Source organism: Verrucomicrobiota bacterium (genome assembly GCA_016871675.1).
Taxonomy (GTDB): domain Bacteria; phylum Verrucomicrobiota; class Verrucomicrobiia; order Limisphaerales; family VHCN01; genus VHCN01.
The window spans coordinates 34,674-56,423 of the sequence record VHCN01000013.1 but is presented as its reverse complement, the minus strand read 5'-3'; the positions used below and the strand labels follow the sequence as shown (position 1 = coordinate 56,423).

The 21,750-nt window shown below is 68.6% G+C and carries 19 protein-coding genes; 10 read left to right on the top strand and 9 right to left on the bottom strand.

The window, feature by feature from the left end; genetic code table 11:
* Positions 1-84: 84 nt before the first annotated feature.
* Entirely contained in the window at positions 85-675 is a 591-nt protein-coding gene (locus tag FJ386_04905; protein ID MBM3876046.1) for a hypothetical protein, read from the bottom strand.
* Positions 676-772: 97 nt separating this feature from the next.
* On the bottom strand, positions 773-1,309 hold the full coding sequence (locus FJ386_04900) for a hypothetical protein (protein MBM3876045.1): 537 nt from the start codon (positions 1,307-1,309) through the stop codon (positions 773-775).
* A gap of 260 nt (positions 1,310-1,569) precedes the next feature.
* Between FJ386_04900 and FJ386_04895 the strand changes: the two genes are divergently transcribed.
* Positions 1,570-2,769, top strand: a complete 1,200-nt coding sequence (locus FJ386_04895; GenBank protein ID MBM3876044.1) for a bifunctional 3,4-dihydroxy-2-butanone-4-phosphate synthase/GTP cyclohydrolase II — start codon at positions 1,570-1,572, stop codon at positions 2,767-2,769.
* Positions 2,770-2,781: 12 nt separating this feature from the next.
* Positions 2,782-3,276 (top strand): 6,7-dimethyl-8-ribityllumazine synthase, encoded by a 495-nt coding sequence (gene ribH, locus FJ386_04890; GenBank protein ID MBM3876043.1) that lies wholly within the window; start codon positions 2,782-2,784, stop codon positions 3,274-3,276.
* Positions 3,277-3,398: 122 nt separating this feature from the next.
* Here the strand turns inward: ribH and FJ386_04885 are convergent, their stop codons facing one another.
* On the bottom strand, positions 3,399-5,957 hold the full coding sequence (locus FJ386_04885; protein MBM3876042.1) for a DUF1553 domain-containing protein: 2,559 nt from the start codon (positions 5,955-5,957) through the stop codon (positions 3,399-3,401).
* Between the two features lie 134 nt (positions 5,958-6,091).
* On the opposite strand from FJ386_04885, the gene FJ386_04880 reads away from it, so the two are divergent.
* On the top strand, positions 6,092-7,588 hold the full coding sequence (locus tag FJ386_04880) for a rhamnulokinase (GenBank protein MBM3876041.1): 1,497 nt from the start codon (positions 6,092-6,094) through the stop codon (positions 7,586-7,588).
* Entirely contained in the window at positions 7,585-8,751 is a 1,167-nt protein-coding gene (locus FJ386_04875) for an FAD-dependent oxidoreductase (protein MBM3876040.1), read from the top strand. The genes FJ386_04880 and FJ386_04875 overlap by 4 nt, the downstream gene beginning before the upstream one ends.
* Positions 8,752-8,782: 31 nt before the next feature.
* Here the strand turns inward: FJ386_04875 and FJ386_04870 are convergent, their stop codons facing one another.
* Positions 8,783-10,732, bottom strand: coding sequence for a M6 family metalloprotease domain-containing protein (locus FJ386_04870; GenBank protein MBM3876039.1), 1,950 nt, complete (start codon positions 10,730-10,732; stop codon positions 8,783-8,785).
* A 115-nt stretch (positions 10,733-10,847) separates the two neighbouring features.
* Between FJ386_04870 and FJ386_04865 the strand changes: the two genes are divergently transcribed.
* The 3 genes from FJ386_04865 (at position 10,848) to FJ386_04855 (ending at position 13,154) form a co-directional block, all read left to right on the top strand.
* Complete coding sequence (locus tag FJ386_04865) at positions 10,848-11,729, top strand: rhomboid family intramembrane serine protease (protein MBM3876038.1); 882 nt, start codon at positions 10,848-10,850, stop codon at positions 11,727-11,729.
* 42 nt (positions 11,730-11,771) lie between these two features.
* Entirely contained in the window at positions 11,772-12,101 is a 330-nt protein-coding gene (locus FJ386_04860; GenBank protein MBM3876037.1) for an adenylate/guanylate cyclase domain-containing protein, read from the top strand.
* Positions 12,102-12,278: 177 nt separating this feature from the next.
* Positions 12,279-13,154 (top strand): trypsin-like serine protease, encoded by an 876-nt coding sequence (locus FJ386_04855; protein ID MBM3876036.1) that lies wholly within the window; start codon positions 12,279-12,281, stop codon positions 13,152-13,154.
* 29 nt (positions 13,155-13,183) lie between these two features.
* Here the strand turns inward: FJ386_04855 and mnmA are convergent, their stop codons facing one another.
* The gene (gene mnmA / locus FJ386_04850) at positions 13,184-14,272 is read right to left on the bottom strand and encodes a tRNA 2-thiouridine(34) synthase MnmA (protein ID MBM3876035.1); all 1,089 of its coding nucleotides are present in this window, start codon (positions 14,270-14,272) and stop codon (positions 13,184-13,186) included.
* Between the two features lie 58 nt (positions 14,273-14,330).
* Between mnmA and FJ386_04845 the strand changes: the two genes are divergently transcribed.
* Together FJ386_04845 and FJ386_04840 are read left to right on the top strand one after the other, a co-directional pair.
* Positions 14,331-15,686, top strand: coding sequence for a hypothetical protein (locus FJ386_04845; protein ID MBM3876034.1), 1,356 nt, complete (start codon positions 14,331-14,333; stop codon positions 15,684-15,686).
* Positions 15,687-15,732: 46 nt separating this feature from the next.
* Positions 15,733-16,137, top strand: coding sequence for a VOC family protein (locus FJ386_04840; GenBank protein MBM3876033.1), 405 nt, complete (start codon positions 15,733-15,735; stop codon positions 16,135-16,137).
* Here the strand turns inward: FJ386_04840 and FJ386_04835 are convergent.
* The 3 genes from FJ386_04835 to FJ386_04825 all read right to left on the bottom strand — a co-directional run bounded on the left by FJ386_04835 (position 16,131) and on the right by FJ386_04825 (position 19,790).
* Entirely contained in the window at positions 16,131-17,360 is a 1,230-nt protein-coding gene (locus FJ386_04835; GenBank protein MBM3876032.1) for a hypothetical protein, read from the bottom strand. The two genes, FJ386_04840 and FJ386_04835, sit on opposite strands and share 7 nt — an antisense overlap.
* 85 nt (positions 17,361-17,445) lie before the next feature.
* On the bottom strand, positions 17,446-18,663 hold the full coding sequence (locus tag FJ386_04830) for a glycosyltransferase family 4 protein (protein MBM3876031.1): 1,218 nt from the start codon (positions 18,661-18,663) through the stop codon (positions 17,446-17,448).
* The gene (locus FJ386_04825; GenBank protein ID MBM3876030.1) at positions 18,660-19,790 is read right to left on the bottom strand and encodes a M20 family metallopeptidase; all 1,131 of its coding nucleotides are present in this window, start codon (positions 19,788-19,790) and stop codon (positions 18,660-18,662) included. The genes FJ386_04830 and FJ386_04825 overlap by 4 nt, the downstream gene beginning before the upstream one ends.
* Before the next feature lie 212 nt (positions 19,791-20,002).
* On the opposite strand from FJ386_04825, the gene FJ386_04820 reads away from it, so the two are divergent.
* Positions 20,003-21,283, top strand: coding sequence for a hypothetical protein (locus FJ386_04820; protein ID MBM3876029.1), 1,281 nt, complete (start codon positions 20,003-20,005; stop codon positions 21,281-21,283).
* 20 nt (positions 21,284-21,303) lie between these two features.
* Here FJ386_04820 and acpS read toward each other — a convergent pair whose 3' ends face one another.
* On the bottom strand, positions 21,304-21,684 hold the full coding sequence (gene acpS, locus FJ386_04815; GenBank protein ID MBM3876028.1) for a holo-[acyl-carrier-protein] synthase: 381 nt from the start codon (positions 21,682-21,684) through the stop codon (positions 21,304-21,306).
* Positions 21,685-21,750: the final 66 nt, after the last annotated feature.

Sequence of the window (21,750 nt, the reverse complement as noted above, 5' to 3'; positions counted from 1 at the left end):
GGAACCGGAATTCAAACGATCGGGCGCGCCAAAGCACGGGGTGACTTCAACAAATCGGGCGCGGCGTGTCAGCCCGCAAGCCGGTCAGAACCCCGAGCCCGGCAGGTCTTCGAGTTTCACCGCTCGGGCGAAGTTTGTGACCTTGATCTCCGCGACCTCGACCGTCTGCACCGCGTAGCCGAAGTCGAGGTTGAGCATCGCCTTGCCCGAAGCGTAGTCGGCGGCGACGCGCGCGGGCACCTGCACCTTCGTCCACTTGGCGCCGATGGAAAGTTCCTGCGCGATGCTGTGCTCGACGCCGCCCTCGGGGATGCCGAAGTAAACGAGAAACTCCGACGTCGTGCCCGCGGCCTTGGACTCGACGCAGCGCGCCCAGAAACTCGCGAGGACGATGTCGCCTTCCTTCGCGTCCGCGCTGGTCAGCGTGCTGAGCTGGACGGTCCACGGATTGGCGGGGATTTCCTTCACCGTCACGCGGATGGCCTGCTTGAAGGCCTGGTCCCCGACGTCCACGGTCTTGAATTCGCCCGAGGGCTTCGGGCCGGCGTGGCGGCGGGCGGCCTTGAGCGTGTCGGCGGGCAGCAGGGATTTGCCGTCGGGCAGTTTCTTGTCGGCAGCCACCGCGCACGTCATGAGCGCGGCGAGTGTGCAGGCTAGTGTGAGTTTCGGTTTCATGGACGTGGGTTGAGCGACGGGCAGAAACTGGCAGGCCACCCGCGGGATTTCAAGGGCGTGTCGGCGCACAAACTCCCTGGGCGCGAATCACCCGCGGCTACTTCAACGCGGTTTCGATCATTTTCTTGAAGTCCGCCGTGGACGCCTTGCCGAGGTCCTTCGGCGCGGTGAGCCGGATGAAGATGCTGCCTTCGTTCGCCTCGACGATTGCTCCCAGCAGCATGTGGTCCTTCATCGGCGTGAAGGGGCCGCCCGGTTGGCCGCTCTTGTAGGTTCCCTCGGCGGTGACGTAGGTGACCTTCGTCTTGCCGACCGTGGCTTCCTCGGTCTTCGCGTTGATCTTCTCGCGCGGCTCCTCGAACTGCCCGAACCAGCGGTCCACGTTCGCCTTCACGCCGCCGCCGCCGCCCGCGCCAAAGTAGAAGAAAATCACGTCGCCGCTCTGCTTGGTCTTGGCATCGGTGACCTTGAGTTGCGCGGCGCGCATCTTGGAAGTCGTCTCGACCCACTCCCACCCCGCCGGGCGCTTGAACGTGAGGTCGCTGACCTTGAACGACTCGGGCGCCGCCGTCGCGCGGACGGCGGAGAAGGAAACGAGGCAGACGAGGAGCGCGGCGTGAATGAGTTGTTTCATGGCGGCTTGGTAACGGCGGCGCGGCGCGATGTCAACGCGGGACCCTCGTGGCCGGCCTCAGCGGTTCGCCAAGAACTCCATCGAAGTCAGCAGCGCCCACGCGTAATGACCGATGGCGCGGCCGCGGCCGGCTGACTTTTTTCAAGCCACTTCGCGACCTCGGCGTTCTTCCCCGCCGCCGGGCCGCGCGCGCGGGAGCTTCAAGCCCGAACACGCCCGCCTTGCCCCGCCCGCGCGCGCGCGGCTAGACTGCGGCCCGCATGAAGGTCCCGTTTGATTCCATCGAAGCCGTCCTCGCCGACCTGCGCCGCGGGCGCATGGTCATCGTCGTGGACGACGCGGACCGCGAGAACGAGGGCGACCTCATCATGGCGGCGGAATTCGCCACGCCGACCGCGGTGAATTTCATGGCCAAACACGGCCGCGGGCTCATCTGCGTGCCGACGACCAGCGACCGGCTCAAGCAACTCGGCATCGAGCGCATGGTCACGCAAAACCGCGAGACCTTCCGCACCGACTTCCAGGTGAGCGTGGACGCCGCCACGGGCGTGACCACCGGCATCAGCGCCGCCGACCGCGCGCGCACCATCGAGGTCATGGCCGGGCCGACCGCCGTGCCCGAGGACCTCGTGCAGCCTGGCCACGTCTTCCCGCTGCGCGCCAAACCCGGCGGCGTGCTCCAACGCGCCGGCCACACCGAGGCCGCCGTCGACCTCGTCAAGCTCGCCGGCTGCCGTCCCATCGGCGTCATCTGCGAAATCATGGACGACGACGGCGAAATGGCCCGCCTCCCCGCCCTCCTCAAGTTCTCCCGCCGCCACAAGCTCCGCATCTACTCCATCGAGCAGCTCATCCAGCACCGGCGGCAGCGCGAGCGCCTCGTCGAGCGCGTCGAAGTGGTGAAACTCCCGACCGAGTTCGGCGACTTTGACCTGCACCTCTACCGCTCGGCGACCGACGGCCAGCACCACGTGGCGCTCGTGAAAGGCGAAGTCGCCGGCGCGCGCAACGTCCTCGTGCGCGTCCACAGCGAATGCCTCACCGGCGACGTCTTCGGCTCGCGCCGCTGCGACTGCGGCCCGCAACTCCACGAAGCCATGCGCCGCGTCGCCGCCGAAGGCGCCGGCGTCGTCGTTTACATGCGGCAGGAGGGCCGCGGCATCGGCCTCGCCCCCAAAATCCGCGCCTACAAGCTCCAGGAACGCGGCCTCGACACCGTCGAAGCCAACCTCAAGCTCGGCTACCCCATGGACCTCCGCGAATACGGCCTCGGCGCGCAAATCCTCTGCGACCTCGGCATCCAAACCATCCGCCTCCTTACGAACAACCCCAAGAAGGTCGTCGGCCTGCACGGCTACGGCATCGAAATCGTCGGCCAGCTCCCGCTCAAGATTCCCGCCAACCCGCACAACGAAGGCTACCTCAAGGCCAAGCGCGACAAACTCGGCCACTTGATCTGAATCCGGCATCCCATGCTCAAGAAACCCGCCCCGGCACGCCGCGCCCCGCCCGCGCCCATCGCCATCGTCGCGTCCGAATACAACCGCCGCTACGTCGACGCCATGCTCCGCGCCGCGCGGGCCGAGCTTCAGAAGGCCGGCGCGCGCGACGTGTGCGTCGTGCGCGTCCCCGGCGCGTTCGAGATCCCCGTCGTCGCCGCCGCGCTCGCGCAATCCTCCACGTGGTCCGCCATCGTGTGCCTCGGCGTCATCCTCCGCGGCGAAACCACCCACGCCCAGCACATCGGCGAAGCCGTCACGGCCGAACTGGCCCGCCTCCAGACCGCCCACGGCGTCCCCGTCATCCACGAAGTCCTCCTCCTCGAAACCGAGGCGCAAGCCAGGGCGCGATGCCTCGGCAAAACCTTCAACCGCGGCGCCGAGGCCGCCCGCACGGCGCTCCAGATGGCGCGCGTGATGGCCGGCCTGCGCAAGCGCGAGGCCGCGGCGCAACCTCGACCGGCTTGAACCCCGACTTCACTGCGGCGTGAGGTCGCGCGCGCCGAGGCCGGCGATGGCCTTGGCGAGAGCGCGCCCGCCGAGCACGGCGGCGCCCGCGGCGGAGGCGTCAAGCGCGGGAATCCTTCGAGCTACTTGGTGATCACTTCGTCGAGGTTGAGCAGCAGGCTGCAGAGGGAGGTCCACGCGGCGTGCTCGGCGGGGTCGAGGGATTCGTCGCGCGGGGATTCGCCGACCTTGAGCAGCTTGAGCGCGGCGGCGTGGTCCGCCGCGAACGGGCCGCGGAGTTTCTCCAGCCGGGAGGCGAGCAGCTTCGCCTCCGGCGCGGCGGGCTTGCGCGCGGTGGCGAGGCGGAAGGCGGACTCGATGCGCGCGTCGGTGGTGGGCGCGGACTTCAACACGCGCTGGGCCATCGCGCGCGCGGCCTCGACGAAGGTGATGTCATTGAGCGTGACGAGCGCGTGGAGCGGGGTGTTGGTGCGCGGGGACTTGACGGTGCAGTTCTGGCGCGTGGCGACGTCGAAGAACATCGTCGGCCCGATGATGCGCCGCCAGAAAACGTAGAGGCTGCGGCGGTAGAGCGCCTCGCCGTGGTCCTGTTTGTAGGTCTTGTTGCCGAAGGTGGCCTCTTCCCACACGCCGGCGGGTTGATACGGGTTCACGGGCGGCCCGCCGGGCTTGTCCACGAGCAGCCCGCCGAGCGCGAGCGCCTGGTCGCGGAGCATCCACGACGGCAGCCGGTGGCGCGGGCCGCGCGCAAGCAGGCGGTTCTCCGGGTCGCGCTCGAGCAGCGCGGGCGTCACGCGCGAGGACTGCCGATACGCCGCGCTCATCACGATCAGTTTGTGGAGGCGCTTCACGTCCCAGCCCGTGCGGACGAATTCCGTCGCGAGCCAGTCGAGCAGTTCGGGGTGGGACGGCTTTTCGCCCTGCACGCCGAAGTCTTCGCTGGTCTTGACCAGGCCGATGCCGAAGAAGAGCTGCCACGCGCGGTTGACGGTGACGCGCGCGGTGAGCGGGTGGTCCGCGGCGACGAGCCATCGGGCGAGGTCGAGGCGCGAGAGCCTGGCGCCTGGATTTGTGGAGCGGACGGCGAGGCTCGCGGGGAAGGCGGGCGCGACCTTGTCCTCGGTCGGCTTGTTGTAGAGGCCGCGCACGAGCAGGAACGTGTCGCGCGGCTTCGGCATCTCCTCCATCACCATCACGCGCGGGATCGTGCGGTTGAAGTCGTCGCGGGATTCCACCGCCTTGACGAGCGCGGCGAGCGCGGACGAGTAGGCGGCGGGCTCCTTGTCCTTGTAGAGCTTTGCGAGCCCGCGCAATTGGGTGAGGTTTCGGGCCGCGCCCTTCTGCTTGAGCGCGGCGGACGGCTCGGCGGCGAAATCTTTCGCCACCGGCGAGTCGGACGCGGGCTTGCCCGCGGGGCGCGGGAACACGGCGAGTTCCAACTCGTCCACCTCGCCGCCGACGCGCGCGACGTCCTGCCGCAACTGCTCGAGGCGCGCGGTCTGCTCCGGCGTGACGAAGTCCATCACGGGCGCGGTCTGCCCCGAGCCGCCGCCGCCGGCGACGGGCGTGCCGTTGAAGAAGGCGAACAGGCCGTAGTAATCGCGCATCGTGAGCGGGTCGAACTTGTGATCGTGGCAGCGCGAGCAGCCGATCGTCACGCCGAGCCAGACGGTCGCCGTTGTTTCGAGCTGGTCGAAGATGTAGTCCACGCGGTTCTCCTCGGCGATGCGCCCGCCCTCGCCGTTGATCATGTGGTTGCGGTTGAAGCCGGTGGCGAGCTTCTGCTCGCGCGTCGCGCCGGGCAGGAGGTCGCCCGCGAGCTGCCAGGTGGTGAACTGGTCGAACGGCATGTTGTCGTTCAGCGCCTGCACCGCCCAGTCGCGCCACGGCCACATCGTGCGCTCGCCGTCGCCCTGGTAGCCGTTGGAATCCGCGTAGCGCGCGGCATCGAGCCAGTCCCACACCATGCGCTCGCCGTAGCGCGGCGACTGGAGCAGGCGGTCCACGGCCTTCTCGTAGGCTTCGGGCGAAGGGTCCGCGAGGAACGCGTCCACCTCCGCGGGGGTCGGCGGAATGCCCGTGAGATCGAGCGTGACGCGGCGGAGGAGCGATTCGCGCGGCGCCTCGGGCGACGGGTTGAGCTTCTCCGCCGCGAGCCGGGCGAGGATGAAGTGGTCGATCGGGTTGCGGATTTCCAGCCTCGAGCCTTGGACCTTGAACCGCGAAGTTTGAACCACGGGAACCGCGGGCCGTTGCGGCGGGACCCACGCCCAGTGCGCCGACCACTTCGCGCCGTCGGCGACCCAACGGCGCAGCGTCTCGACTTGCGCGGCCGACAGCTTGCGCTTGGACTCGGGCGGCGGCATCACGTCGTCCGGATCCTTCGCCGCGACGCGCCGGATGAGTTCGCTCTGCGACGGCCTGCCCGGAATGATCACGGGGTCCTTCGTGCGGAGCGCGCCCTCGCGCGTGTCGAGGCGCAGCTTCGCCTTGCGCGTCTGTTCGTCGGGTCCGTGGCAGGTGAAGCAGTTGTCGGAGAGGATCGGCAGCACGTCGCGGTTGAAGTCCGGCGCGCCGCGCGTCGCGGCGTCCGCGCCGGCGCACGCGAGCCACGCGGCCAGCGCGGTCCCAAGCCGGAGCCGGGCGCGCCCGGCGCACGGGCGGGAAAGGCAAGGCGTCATGGCAGACAGGCAATCTCGACGACGCCCCACCGTAACGCATTCGCGGCGCGGGCGGACAGAGATTTGCGATTCGAGTTGCGGCTTGGCGGCGCGCGCGGTTCGGTTTCAAATGGGCGCCGACACGTTGCCGCGCCGTGACTCCCACCCGCCATATCGCCGTTGACCTCGGGGCCGAAAGCGGCCGCGTGATGCTCGGCACCGTCGGCACGAACAGCCTGTCGATCGAGGAAATCCACCGCTTTCCCAACACGCCGCTGAGGACCGAGGCGGGGCTGCACTGGAACATTCCCGCGCTCTTCAGCGGCGTCCGGGAAGGTCTCTGCAAGGTCACGGAGCGCGGGCTTCCGGTCGCCAGCGTGAGCTGCGATTCGTGGGGGCTCGACTACGTGCTGCTCGACGCGTGGAACCGCATGATCGAACCCGTCTTCCACTACCGCGACTCGCGCACGCAGGCCGGCGTCAAGATCCTGCTCGAGAAGATGAAATGGGAGGCGATCTTCGCCGAGACGGGCGTGCAGTTCATGCCGATCAACACCGCGTTCCAACTCGCGGCGGAGACGCCGATCCGCATCACGCGCGCCGCGAAGCTGCTGCCCATCGGCGACGCCTTCAACTGGATGCTCAGCGGCGTGGGCTGCGCCGAGGTTTCGCTGGCCAGCACGACGCAGCTCTACAAACCGCGCGCGCGCGCATGGTCGCCCACGATGCTCAAGGCCGTCGGCATCGCGCCGGTGAAGATGCCGCCGCTGGCCACGGCCGGGACGCGACTCGGCAACCTGCTCCCCAAGCTCGCGGAGGAAACCGGCCTCGGTCCCATCGAAGTCATCGCCACGTGCTCGCACGACACCGCGGCCGCCGTGGCCGCCACGCCCGTCGCGTCGAAACCCGGCGCTCCCGCGCAGCGATTCGGCACGCCGAACTGGGCTTATCTCAGCTCCGGCACATGGTCGTTGATGGGCGTGGAAGTCGCCGAGCCGGTCATCACGGACATGAGCCGCTCGCTGAACTTCACCAACGAGATCGGCTTCGCCAACTCCGTGCGGCTGCTCAAGAACCTCAGCGGCCTCTGGCTCGTGCAGGAGTGCCGGCGCTCGTGGGCGCGCGCGGGCAAGGAACTCGACTACGACGCACTCACCAAGCTCGCCGCCGGGGCCAAACCCTTCGCGTCGCTTGTCAATCCCGCCGACCCGCGCTTCCTCGCGCCCAGCGACATGCCCGCGGCGATCTCCGAGTTTTGCGACGCGACCGGGCAGGCCGCGCCCGGCACGTTCGGCGCGTATGTCCGCTGCGTGCTTGAGAGCCTCGCGCTGCTTTACCGCCGCACGCTGCGCGAGATCGAACTGCTCACCGGCACGCGCGTCGGCGTGCTGCACGTCGTCGGCGGCGGGAGCAAGAACGACCTGCTGAACCAGTTCACCGCGAACGCCTGCGGCGTGCCCGTGCGCGCCGGTCCGTCCGAGGCCACGGCGATTGGAAACGTCCTCGTGCAAGCCATCGCCACCGGCACGCTCTGCTCGCTCGAAGCCGGGCGCGACCTGGCCTTGCGCTCCTCCAACATCCGCACCTTCGCCCCGCGCGACCGCGCCGAGTGGGACCGCGCGGCGGCACGGTTTGGCAAACTCCGGGCTTGAACGAGCGCACCATCATCATCGTCGGCGCCGGGATGTTCGGGGTGACGGCGGCCATCGAGCTGCGGCGGCGCGGGTGGCGGGTGACGCTGCTTGACCCGGGGCCGATTCCGCGCGCGACCGCGGCGTCGAACGACATCAGCAAGGTCGTGCGCGCGGACTACGGCGCGGATGACCTCTACACGGCGCTCGGCGAGGTGAGCCTCGCGGGCTGGCACTTGTGGAACCGGCAGCAGGGCGAAGTGTTGTATCACGAGGACGGTTTCCTGCTCATGCGCCGCGATGCGATGGAGCCGGGCGGCTTCGAGCATGAGAGTTTCGCGCGGCTCGCGCAGCGGGGCTTCCCGCTGCGGCGGCTCGATGCAGCGGCGCTCGGGCAACAGTTCCCCGCGTGGGCTTCGGAGAACTTTCCCGACGGCTACCTGAGCGTGCGCGCGGGCTGGGTCGAGAGCGGCCGGGTCGTAACGCGGCTCGCGCGGGAGGCGAAGGAAGTGTGCGTGATCGTCCGCGAGGGCGCGGGCTTCGCGCGGTTGCTCGAACACGGCTCACGGGTCGCCGGCGTCGTCACGACCAGCGGCGAGGCATGGCGCGCGGATGTCGTGCTCGTCGCCGCGGGCGCGTGGACGCCGACGCTGCTGCGGCACTTGGGCGGCGTGATGTGGGCGACGGCGCAGCCGGTGTTCCACTTCAAGGTCGCGAATCCCGCAGCGTGGCAGCCGCCGCGGTTTCCCGTGTGGGCCGCGGACATCTCGCGCACGGGCTGGTATGGATTCCCCGCGCTCGCGGACGGCACGCTCAAGGTCGCAAACCACGGTCCCGGCCGCCGCGTGGAGCCTGACGAGCCGCGCGCCGTGTGGCCGGGCGAGGAGGAGCGCTTCCGCGAATTCCTGCGGGGGACGTTTCCCGCGCTCGCCGACGCGCCGGTGCTGCTGAGCAAGACCTGCCTCTATTGCGACACGTTCGACGGGAATTTCTGGATGGGTCACGACCCTGCGCGTCCCGGGCTTGTGGTCGCGGCGGGCGACAGCGGGCACGGGTTCAAGTTCGCGCCGGTGATGGGCGGCCTCATCGCGGACGTGGTGGAGGAGAAGCCGAACCCGTTCACGACCCGCTTCGCGTGGCGCGAGCGAAACGCCGCCGCAACGGAAGGCGCGCGGGCACAGTGACGCTGTCCACGCCGCGCCGACTGGCGGAGCCTCACTGGTATTCGTAGCCGATGTGGAAGGTGACGCGCCCGTCGGGAAGCTGGCGGATGTTGGTGATGTGGACCGGCAATCCGCCGCCGAGTTGCGAGCGGCTCGAGGGCGTGGTGAACGGCGTGTAGGCGTCGTTGGCCTTGCTCGGAAACGGCACCGAGGTCGGGAACACGCGCGGACCGCTCGGGCCCTCGACGCCGTGGGATTCCTCGAGGATGACGCGCGAGCCGACGATGCGCCAGATGAGCAGCCCTTCGCCGGGCAGCGCCTTGTCGAACCCGATCTTCCGCCGGTTCTCGATGAGCAGATACTCGCTGGCGTCGGGCCGCACGAGCACCTTGTAGCACTCGTTGGTCGTGCCCTGGATGGGGGAGAGGATGAGCTTCTGCTTCACGGTCGGGTCAATGACTGCGGGCTTGAGCCAGCCGAGGCGTTCCTTGCACCACGCGCCCATGTGCTGCGGACGGCCCGCGCCGGTCTGATTGGACATCGCGCACCAGTTGCCGAGGCCTTCCGAGCCGGGATTCTCAGGCCGCGCGTAAAGATCGGGCAGGCCGAGCATGTGTCCGAACTCGTGGCAGAAGACGCTGATGTTCTGCATTGTGCGGGCGATCTCGCGGTTCGTGCTGCTGCCGCTGCCGCCACCGAATCGCGCGCCGCCCAACCCGCCGCCGATGCCGCCGCCGGGCGACCCCTCGCCCTCGGGGCAGATGAAGTAAGGCCAGCTCTTGCCCTTGAAGCTCACGCTCGCGCGGTGCGGCCAGTAGAGGCTGCCGCGGTTCGCCGTCGAGAAGCGCGAGCCGGCGTAGATGAACATCGCGCCGTCGAATTCCTTCAGCGCGTCCGCGCCCTCGCGCTTCACAAGCGCGTCCATCGCCTCGACGAGGAACTGCGTCTTGGCCGTCTGCGTCGCGGTCTGCCCGTAGTCGGCGCGCTTCTTGGAGACTTCGATCCAGTCGAAGACCTTGCCCTCGACGCGGAGTTTGCCGCAGGAGAGCTCGAGGTAATAGTCGTTCAAGCTGCCGTAAGTCGGCTGCCCGGTCGCGTTGGTCTTGTTGTAGGTCCCCGTGCTGAAGAACGAGTCCGCCCACGCCTTGGTGGTGATCTTCTCGTTGTGCTTCACGTCGGGATACTCGACGAGGATCACGGCCATCCGATACAGGTCCTTCTTCCATGTCGTGCGGGTCGGGTCGAAGATCGAGCGCGGGTCGTTGCCCTCGGTGTCCGCGGCGAGTTCCACCTTCACGCTCTGCTCCATGTTGTCGCGCCGGTAAACGAGCGTGACGGTGTCGCCGGGATTCTTGTCGGCAAGGTTGTCGGTGAGACTCGACGCTCCGCTGAGCGAAATGCCGTTCACCTTGAGGATCACGTCGCCGGATCTCAGACCGGCTTTCTCCGCGGGTGAATTGGAACTGACGCGCGAGATGGGGATGCCTTCCTCGTCGCCGCCCGTGCCCATGGTGATGCCGATGATGGGACGCTGCGCCCCCATCTTCATCGGGCGGCTCGTGGCGCCGAGCGTGGCCACGAGCTCGATGGACTTGTTCTTGCGCTTGACGTTGACGAGCAGCGGTTCGCCGGGCGGCTTGGCCTGGAGGTAGTCGCGCATGTCGTCAACGGACTTGATCATCGTGGCGCCGAGTTTCACGACCTGGTCGCCGGGCTGGATGCCGGCCTTGGCCGCGGGCGTGTCCGGGCCGACATCAAGGATGATCACCTTGCCGCTGCGATCGGCGTGCGCGTTGACGCCGAGATAACCGGTGTTCTGCGGCGCGGCGTTCGTGTTGGCTTTCTTGATCTCGGTGGTGATCGCGGTCGCGACGGTCTTGTAGTCGGAGAGATCGGGCGGCTTCGCGGCGGGTTCGGCCGCGGCGGCACCGAGTCGCGCCGGGGCAAGCGCGAGGGCGGCGGCGGAGCAAAGGGCAGGCAGGAGGAGGCGTGGCTTGTTCATGGCGGCGGCGCAGATTTGCAAAGGGTGACGCGGAAATCAACGCCCGCGCCCTGGAAAAGTTGCGGGACGGCATTGCGGTTGAATTCGCCCCGGCCTCCGCTTAGCTTGCGCCCACATGCTCGCGGACCGGCATTACATGAGGGAAGGGCGCGGACGACTGCGGTGGAGCGTCTCCGCCATCCTGATGCTCTCGCTCGTGGTGATCTTCGCGATGCAGTGCATCAACGTCGTGCATCTCCGCACTCCCGCCGAGGACTGGCTCGCGCTGACCCACGACGGGATGCGCCGCGGCTTCGTGTGGCAACTGCTGACGTTTCAGTTCCTGCACGGTGGCCTGCTTCACCTGTTGGGAAATCTCCTCGGGCTGTTCTTCATCGGCCGGGTGGTCGAGCAGTCCCTCGGCTCGCAACGATACCTGCTGGTCTACCTCGGCGCCGGCGTGATGGGCGGCGTGCTGCAAGGCGCGCTCATGCTGGCGTTCCCGCGCTACTTCGCCCCGATGATGTATGGCGCCTCGGCGGGCGTGAGCGGGCTCTTCGCGGTGTTCGCGCTGCTCGACCGCGAGACCGAAGTGCGATGGAACTTCCTCATTCCTGTCCGCGCGATGACGTTGCTCTGGATTTACACCGGCATGTCGGTGTTCTTCACGCTGGTGCCCGCGGACCACGTCGCCCACGCGGCGCACCTCGGCGGCATCCTTGGCGGATGGCTGTTCATCCGGCTCGGCTGGCATCGCGACTTCCAGCCGCTGCCGCTGGAAGGCGGGTGGGAGTGGTTGCGCGCCTCGTTCCGTCGCAAGACCACGCGGCGCGTGCAGCGCTCCGCGCCTTCGAAACCGGACGTCGCAGACATCCCGGTGGAAGAACTCGTGCCCGACTTCATCAGCAGCGAAGTGGATCCGATCCTCGACAAGATTTCCGCGAAGGGCATCCACAGCCTCACCGAGCGCGAGCGAAAAACCCTCGAGGCCGCGCGCAAAAGGATGTCGCGCCGGTGACGCGCACGCCTCGGCGACGCGCACACAAACCACTACGTCGAGATACTCGCCGGCAAGGAACCTCCCAACTACTCCGCCGTCGTGCGGCTGGAGTTTCCGAAGTCCGAGAAGCCCGAGCCGTGGCTCGTCGAGGCGCGCTACAATTCGAGCGGCGAGGAAGGCCGGCGCAAGAAGTTCAGACACGACCCCCTGGGGCGCGACGGGGACCCCGCCAGCCGGCTCGAATCCTCCGGGCTGCCGGGCCATGTCCACGTCTCGGCCACGCCGCGCGTGGCGCTCGACGGCGAATCCCGATTCACCGACCGCGGCGTCATCCATGCCAAGGGCGTCGGCGAAATCACCACGCACTTCCTCGAAGACCGTGCGGCTTGAGCGTGGCGCTTGCCACTCGCGCGGCCCGCCGGTAGTTTGTTCCGCATGAAGACGCCCCGCCTGCTCGCCGCGTTGCTCGCACTTTCGGCCGGCCCCGCAGCCGCGGATGAACTCCAACTCCGCGACAAGGCCGCCATCACCGGGCGCATCCTCGCCGAGAAACCCGACCTCGTCGTCGTGGACGTCGGCTACACCGTGCTGCTCGTGCCGCGCAAGGACGTGATCAGGATCACCCGCGAGTCGGACCCCAAGTCCGCGAAGCCCGTGACTTCCTCCGGCACAAGAAAACCGGCGGCAGGCTCGACCCACACGACCGCGACCGTGACGGGGACTTCCGTTCGGACCGGCCTTTACACGCTCGGCGACGGGACGGGGGCGGAGCGATCCGTGCGCGAACTCGTCGCGCAAATTGGCGAGGCCGTCGTGCAAGTGCGCACGCCGGGCGGGCTCGGTTCGGGGTTTTTCCTCAACGAGGACGGCTTCCTCATCACCAATTTCCATGTGATCGAGAGCGAGACGCAGATTTCCATCGAGGTCTATCACCAGCGCGGCGGCCAGCTCGAGCGCGCGCTCTACAAGCAGGTGCGCATCGTGGCGATGAACAAGTTCGCCGACCTCGCGCTGCTCAAAGTCGAGGACAAGGACGCGCCGAAGTTCAAGCCCGTGCCGCTGGGCGACACCGCGGTGCTGGGGCAGGGCGAGCGCGTGTTCGCCGTCGGCAGCCCGCTCGGGCTCGAGCGCACCGTCACCGAGGGCATCGTGAGCACCAAGACGCGGCAGATGCAGGGCTCGCTCTTCCTCCAGACCACGGCGCAAATCAACCCCGGCAACTCCGGCGGACCGCTCTTCAACTTGCGCGGCGAGGTTGTGGGCGTGACGAACATGAAGCTCACTTTTGGCGAGGGGCTCGGCTTCGCCATTCCCGTGGATCAGGTAAAATACTTCCTCGACCACCGCGACGCCTACGCTTACGACGCCGACAATCCGAGCAACGCCTACCGTTACCTCGCCCCGCCGAGCCGGGCGATCAAGGAATCCACAGGGACGAAGTGAAGTGTCGGGGAACCGGCATCCCGCCTGTTTCACGGCTGCGCAATCCAGCCGCCGCCGAGAACCACGTCCCCGTCGTAGAACACGCAGGCCTGACCCGGCGTGACCGCGCGTTGCGGCGTGTGCAACCTCACCGTGGCGCAATCCGCCGCGCCGGGCGTGACGGTCGCCGCGCAACCGGGATGGTTGTAACGAATCTTCGCCATCACCTCCATCGGCCCCGGCGGCGCGTCCCACGGAATCCAATTGCAGCGTTCCACCGTGAGCGTGTCGCGTTCGAGCATCGAGTCGTCGCCGACCACCACACGGTTGCGTCCGGCGTCGAGCTCGATCACATAGAGTGGCGTCGCGGAGGAAATCCCGAGCCCCTTGCGCTGGCCTATGGTGTAAAACGCCACGCCCTCGTGATGCCCGAGCACGCGGCCGCGCGTGTCCACGATTTCGCCGCGGTGCTTCGCGGCCAGTTTCGCGTCGAGCAGGAACTTCCCGTAGTCGCGGTCCGGCACGAAGCAAATCTCCATGCTCTCGTCCTTCTCCGCCGTCTTGAGCCGGCACCCGCGGGCGACGCCGCGCGTGTCGGCCTTCGTCCTTTCCCCGAGCGGGAAAATCACCCGCTCAAGCTGCCGCTGCTTGAGCGAGAAGAGGAAGTAGCTCTGATCCTTGCGGAGGTCGCGCCCGCGCTTGAGCAGCGTGCGCCCGCTGGCGGGGTCCCTTCCGGTGCGCGCGAAGTGTCCCGTCGCGAGCCACGCCGCGCCGAGCTGGTCGGCGCGGGTGAGCAGCGTGCCGAACTTCAGGCGCTCGTTGCACATCACGCACGGGTTCGGCGTGCGGCCGGCCTTGTATTCCTCGGCGAAGTAGCTGATGACCGCGCGCTGGAATTCCGCCGCCTCGTCGATGAGGTAGTAGGGAATGCCGAGCTGATGCGCGACCGCGCGCGCGTCCTTCACCGCCTCGGGGCCGCAGCAGCGGTCCTCCGCGCGATTCACGCAGTCCTGCGGCCAGAGCTTGAGCGTCACGCCCACCACGTCGTAGCCCTGCTCCTTGAGCAACGCCGCCGTCGCGGAGGAATCCACCCCGCCGCTCAATCCCACGAGCACCCGGTTGTGTTTGGCTTCCGGCACGCGCGGATCCTACCTCGCGCCGCTTGACCTGGCACGGGCTTTTCGCGAAACAAGTCGCATGCACCGGACCGTTCTGCTGCCCGCGCTCGCCTCGCTCCTGATCCCCGGGCGGGCCGGCGCGCAGGCCGAGGGCAAGGTGGCCTTCGCGCGCGACATCGCGCCCATCCTGCAAACGAAATGCGTGACCTGCCACGGGCCGGAAAAGCAAAGGGGCAACTATCGGCTCGACTCCTTCGAGGCGCTGCTCAAGCCCGGCGCCAGCAAGCGCGCGCCCGTCGTGCCGGGCAATCCTGCGTCGAGTCACCTGTTCGAATTGCTCACGGCGAAGGACGCGGATGACCGCATGCCGCAGAAGGATGACCCGCTGCCCGCCGCGCACCTCGCGCTCGTCGGGCGGTGGATCCGGGAGGGCGCGGCCTTCGATGCCGCCGACCGGCGCGCGCCGCTCGCGGCGATCATCCCGCGCGCGCCACATCCGGAGCCGCCCGCAGCCTACAAGCTCCCGCTGCCCGTCCTCGCGCTGGCCTTCAGTCCCGACGGCGCGCAACTCGCGTCCGGCGGATACAACGAGGTTCTCCTCTGGAACGCCGACGACGGCAAACTGCTGCGCCGCATCCGCGGCGTCGCGCAACGAACCCACGCGCTTGCGTGGAGTCCCGACGGCGCATTGCTTGCCGTCGCCGGCGGCGATCCCGGCCAGCTTGGGGAACTCGCCCTCATCGACACGAAGAAGGGCGAACTCGCGCGCGTGCTCGCCACGCTTCCTGACGTGGTGCTCGACGCGAAGTTCAGCCCCGACGGCTCGCGGCTGGCCATTGGCGGGACGGACAATTCGATCCGGGTGATCGAGGTCGCGGGCGGCCGCGAACCGTTGCGCATCGACCAGCACGCCGACTGGGTGATGGCCGTCGCGTGGAACCACGACGGGTCGCAGCTCGCCTCCGCGAGCCGCGACCGCAGCGCGCGGCTGTTCAACGCAAAGACCGGCGCGATCGAGCACAGCTATCTCGGTCACAACGCCGGCGTCTCCGCCGTCGCCTTCAGCCCGGACGGCAGGACCGTCTACTCGGCGGGCCGCGACAAGAAAATCCACGCGTGGGCGGCGAAGGATGCGCAGAAGATCTCGGAGATCACGGGCTTCGACGATGACATCCTGCGGCTCGTCGTCGCGGGTGGCAGTGTGTGGACGTGCGGCTCCGACAAACAACTGCGCCAGCACGCGCTCCAGGGCGCGTCGCTCGTGCGCGCCTACAGCGGCCACGCCGACTGGGTTTATTCCGTCGCCGTGCACCCGGCCACCAAGCGCGTCGCCACCGGCAGCCATGACAGCCGCGTCCGCATGTGGAATTCCGACGACGGCACGCTCGTCACGGAATTCAGCGCGTCTCCCGGCTTGCCCGCCGCGGGCCGGTAGCCGGCGGTGATTGCCTTTGGCCGCGTCCCGCCGTTAACCTTCCGCCATGAAAGTCACCAAGCTCCTCCACACGCGCTACCGGCTCAACGACCTCGAGCGCTCCGTGAGATTCTACAAGGACGTGCTCGGCCTCGACGAAGTCCGCCGCCACAAGTCGCCCCGCGGGTCGGAGCTTGTGTTCTTGAAGGCGCCACAAAGCGAGGAGACGATCGAGCTGTGTCATTTCCCCAACAGCGGGCCGGTGGAGGTGCAGGCGGACCTCACGCACGTGGCGTTCGAGGTGCCGAGCCTCGCGGCGTTCGGCGAACACCTCGCGCGGCTTGGGCTGAAGTATTCCGACGGCCCCACGATGAAGCCCGCCGGCGGCGGCTTCGCGTTCATCGACGCGCCCGAGGGATATGAAGTGGAACTGATCGAGCCCGCGCCGCAGTCGGGCGCGGCCGGTTACTGAGCCGGGGCCGGCGCGCGCGCGCGCCACGTGAACCACGCGGCGACCGCGAGCAGCAGGAGGTTGAAGCACCCGAGCACTTGCGTCACACGCACGAAGCCCGCGAGCGGCGGCAGCGTGGCGGCAAACTTCGGCACGAGCACCGCGAGCGCCACCGAATACATGACCGCCACCCCGAGCAGCGCCGGGACGGCGCGGAACAACCCGCGCGCCATCAGGTTGTTCACGAGCACCGAGGCGAGCGCCATCGGCACCATCGCCCACGCGAACCACGGCACGAGCGGCGCGATGCTGACGAACTTCGGATTGAATCCCAGCTTGAGGAACAGCGGCGCCATCACGCTCAAGGCCAGCGCCCCGCCCGCGCCCATCGCAAGCGTCCCCAGGAATGTGAGCCGCAGCACGTCCGTGCTGTCCGAGGTCGCCACGCTTCGCACGATCTTCGGGAACATGACGGCCGCCAGCGGCCCCGTGAACATCACGAGCGCGCGCGCCAGCGTCCCCGCCGCCACGTATGGCCCCGTGGCGTCCGCGGAGAAGTTCGCCTGCACGAACACCTGATCCGCCGCGAACATGAACTGCCCCGCGCCGAAGCCGACCGTGAGCGGCAGCACGCGGCCGGCCCACGGGCGCGCTTCAAACGTCGGCGCCGCCCCGCGAAGCAAATCGCGGCATTGCCACGCCGCGACGGCGAGCGCGGCGAGCAACCCGACGAGCACGCCGGAGAGGATTCCCGCCGCCCAGCCCCCGAGCGCGAGCACGATCACGCCGGCGGCCGCGAACCGCCCCACGCCGCTGAAGATGCCCGCGAGTCCGAACCACAGAAAGTTCTGCCGCCCCTGCAACACGCCTTGAAAAATCGGCAGCCACAGCAGGGCGAGACCCGACGCCAGCGTCACCCAGAGCGCGGCCGGGTTCGCGACCTTGAACGTCGTGCAAAGTTCCTCCTGCCTCGCGGCGACGAACAACGCGACCGCCAGCCACACGATGAACACGCCCTTCGCGACCCCGCGCGCCGTGGACGCGAGCGCGCGTTGCTGCCCCGCGTCGAGCGCCGCGCCGGCCTGTTGGGCGAAGACCATCTGCAGCCCGATCGCCGGGATGATGACCCAGTTGAGCAGTTGCAGCATCGTGCCGAGCACGCCGTATTCCGCGGGTGGAATCACCTTGCTGAACAGGTGCACCGCCCACATGAACACGCCGCTCGCCACGGTGGCGAAGACCATCCAGCCGCCTTGCCGGAAGAACGAGGCGGACGACTCGCCGGAGTTTGGGTTGCGCGCGTTCAGGGCTTTGCGTTCGGGTTTGCGTTCAGTGACCGGTGGCGCGGGCGTGGACTTGCTCGACGAAATCGGCGGCGCGCCGGCTGAGGGCGCGCCAGTCGAGCGCGGCTTTCACGCGCCCGCTCGCCGCGAGGCCGAGGGCGGCGCGCGAGTCCGCAGGTTCGTCCAGCCACGCGAGAATCTGGGCGCCGAAGCTCGCGCCGTCAAAGCCGCTGAACTTGACCGCCGGCTCGTCCGCGAAGTAGCGGCGCACGTTGTCGAGCGGCGTGCAGACCGCCGGGATGCCCGAGCCGAGATACTCGACCGCCTTCGCCACGAACGCGCAGTGCGTCCCGCGCGATTCCTCGTAGGGAATGATGCCCACGGCCGCGCCGGCGAGATGCGAGGCGACCTCCGAGTAGGGAACGAACCCCGTCGTGGTGAGCCGCACCCGCGGCGCGCGGGCGCGGACCGCGGCGAGGAACCTCACCAGCGTCGGGGTCTCGCGGCCGACGAACTTGAACTCCGTCTCCGGCCGGGCCAACGCGACCCTCACGACGCCCTCGACCGCGATGTGCTGCAAGTGGTGCTGGTCGAACGACCCGTGCATGACCACCACGGGAGTCGCAGGCTGCGCCGCGCCGGGCGACGCGGGCTTGAACAGCTCCGCGTCGTAGCCGTAGTAAATCGGCCGGAGGCGTTCGCGCGGATATCCCGCGTCGGCGAAACAACCGGCAAGCGTGTCGCTCACGGTCATGACGCCGTCGGCATCGAAGCGGCGCGGGAGCGAAAGTTCGTAGCGCATGAGCGCGGCGACCACCGGGGGCGGCGCGGTCCACGCCGGCCACGTTTCCATGAAGCCGGTGAGGTAATCGAGGAAGTTCATCACCACCGGCACGCCGAGCCGGCGCTTGAGCCGGCCCGCGGCGACCGCGGAAATCGTGTGCTGCGACAGCAGGAGGTCGAACCTCGTCCGCGCCGCCGCCCGCGCGACCATCCGCGCGAGCGCCGTGGGATAGAGCAGATACTTGACGTTCCGGAACCGCGCGTAACGCCCCATCGGCCAGCCCGCGAATGGGTGGAACGTCACGCGCATCCGCGCGCCGAGTTCCGCCGCCGATTCGAATGCGGGGCTGAAGACGTGCACTTCGTGCCCGCGCCGGGCAAACTCCTCCACCAGATACACGGCTTCCGCGGACCCGCCGCCGCTCGGCGGATGAAACGGCTCGTGAGTGAGGAAGGCGAGGCGCATTCCGTCTCCCGTCACGGGAGCGATCGGAGGAAACGGGTTAACACCGCCGTGCCGCGTTCGAGCGACTCGACGGCGATCCACTCGTCCGCGGTGTGCGCCTGTGCGAGGTCGCCCGGGCCGAAGACGATCGCGGGCGTGCCCCCTGCGGCGAGCGGCGCGGCATCGCAGAAGAACGAAACGCCCTTCGTGCGGCGGCGTCCGGCGCTCGCGAGGAACCGCTGCACCAGCGGAAGGTTCGGATCCGTCTCGAGCGGGTCGCACGTTGCCCCCTTCGTGTCGTGGATCCTCACCGCGAACTTGTGGCGGCGGAAGAGCGCGGCCAGTTCGCGGCGCACGGTGGATTCGGTCTCGCCGGGCAGCGTGCGGCGGTCCGCGATGACGCTGCACTCATCCGGGACGATGTTCGCCTGCACGCCGCCCCGGATGGAACCGACGCTGATGGTGCCGTGCCCCAGCAAGGGATGGCGGCGGCGGCGGAGCTTCCCGGCGTAGGTCGTCTCGAGCAAGTCCACGAGTCGCGCGGCTTCATGGACGGCGTTGCGCCCGAGGTGCGGGAGCGAACCGTGCGCCGCCCGGCCGCGGGTTTCGAGTCGCAGCCACAGGTCGCCCTTGTGCGCGGAGACGACGTCGAGGCGCGTGGGTTCACCGACGATGGCGAGGTCGGCCCGGAAATCGCTGGCCGCGAGGTGCCGTGAACCGGTCTGGCCGTTCTCCTCGTCAACCAGTCCGGCGAAGACGACCTCCGTCTCCTTCGGCCGCGCGCCGCGCGAGGCGACGTCGAGCAGCGCGGCGGCCATCGCGGCGACACTGCCCTTGGTGTCGCACGCGCCGCGCCCGTGCAGACGGCCGCGCGACAACACGGGAACGAACTGTTCCGCGGTTCCGCAGACCGTGTCCAGGTGCGGCGCGAGGAGAATCCGTTGCCGCGGCTTGCCGCCGGGCGGGATGAGCCGAACGAGGAGATTCGAGCGCCCGGGGAAGACCTCCTGGAAATCGATCTCGAGCCCCTCGCGGCCGGCAAGGAACGCGAGCAACTCCGCGACACGCGCCTCGCCGGTGAGATGCGGCGAGCCGTCGAGGAACGCCGGGTTCACGCTCGGCAGCGCGATGAGTTCTCGAAGTAGTTTGAGGGCGGGGAACATCTGGAGTCGCGGCGCGCGGGTGGAACGTGCCATCCACTCAGACACCCGGGACGGAGGCGCGCTCAAAAACGCGCGGCCAGCGTAGCGTTCCGCCGCCGGAACTCAACCCGCGAGTGCCCGGGTTGGGGACTTCGCAGACCGGATCGCCGGTCCGCCGACATTGAAGCTTGCTGCGCTTCGTGCGTCCACTTACAACCTCGCGACATTCCACCATGCACCCCACTCCCCGCCGCGCCCTGTTCGCCACGCTCGCCTTCACCACGGCGCTCGCCGCCCGGGGCTCCGACTGGCCCCAGTGGCGCGGGCCTTCGCGCGACGGCCGCGCCGTGGGCAATGCGCTCAAGCTCGACGCGCTGCCCCGGGAGGCCAAGACCCTTTGGACCATCGCGGTTGGCGACGGGCAAGCCTCGCCCGTCATCTCCGGCAAACAGGTGATCTATCTCGACGACCAGGGCGGGCAGGAGACGGTGCATTGCGTCAATCTCGCCGACGGGAAGGAGCGCTGGCAGGTGAAGTTCGACCAGATCGAGTCGTGGCGGAACACCTACGGCGCGGGCCCGCGCTGCACGCCTCTCGTGGATGGCGACCGCGTCTACGTGCAGTCATGCCGCGGCGAGTTCCGCTGCCTGTCCATCGCGGACGGCAAGACGATCTGGCAGACGAACTTCGAGAAGGACTGGGGCGTGACATTCTACGGCAACTCCGGCAACAACCATCCCGCCGCCAAGGAAACCGCCGCAAGCCGCCACGGCAACAACGGCTCCGCCGTGGTGGACGGCGACCGCATTTTTGTCCCAGTCGGCAGCCCGACGAAAGGCACGCTCGTGGCCTTCAACAAGATGACCGGAAAAGTCTTCTGGGCGGCGGGCACGGATTTCGCCGCGTATTCGTCCGTCGTGGTCGGCAACCTCGCCGGCGTCCGGCAGGCTGTGCACCTCACCGCGGACTCGCTGATGGGCGTGGACGTCGAGACGGGCAAGGTGCTGTGGAAGATTCCCGTCAAGACCGGCGCGAAGCGGCACGGGTTCACGCCGATCCTCGCCGGCGACACGGTCACCATCGCCTCGTGGTCGGTCGGGATGACGCGTCTGAAGATCAACAAGGACTCGGGCGGCTTCACGGCCGAACCCATGTGGAAGAACGACACCGTCAAGCCGCTCCTCGCCACGCCGGTCTTGCACGGCGACTTCCTTTTCGGCCTCGGCAGCGGCACGAGCAAGACCGAGCTCGTATGCGTGGATTTCAAGACCGGCGAAGTGAGATGGAAACAGCCGGGCTTCGGCGACTACGCGGCGTTCATCGCCGTCGGCGACAAGATTCTCGTGCAGGCGCAGTCCGGCGAATTGCTCCTCATGCGCGCGAACCCGGAGAAGTTTGAGGAACTCGGTCGCATCCAGACCTGCGGCAACACGTGGAGCCATCCCGCGCTCGCGGACAGCAAGCTGCTCCAGCGCGACAAGGCCAAGCTCTTCGCCATCGAACTCGCGCAGTAGTCCGGAAAACCCGGCCGGCGTCAGTCCTTCTCCAGAACCGCCACCGCGGCCGCGTGGCCTTCCGTGTGGCTCAGGCTCACGTGAATCCGCGTCGCGCCCCGGCTCGCAAGCAGGGCCGCCCCGCCCTCATGCAGCACCACGAACGGCTCGCCGCTCGGATGGCGCGCAATCTCCATGTCCTGCCAGCCGAGTTGCGCGCCGATGCCGGTGCCGAACGCCTTCGAAATGGCCTCCTTCGCCGCGAAGCGCGCCGCGAGGTGGGGCGCGGGATCCTTGTGCGTCAGGCAATACTCGATCTCGCCCGCCCGCAGGATGCGTCGCAGGAACCGGTCGCCGAACTTCGCGAACGACGCGCGGATGCGCTCCACCTCGATGAGGTCAATGCCGGTGCCGAGGATCATGGGAGATGCAGCGTTCAGCGTGCGGACAGCAGACTTGTTACCACAGGCGATACGACCTCGACCTGA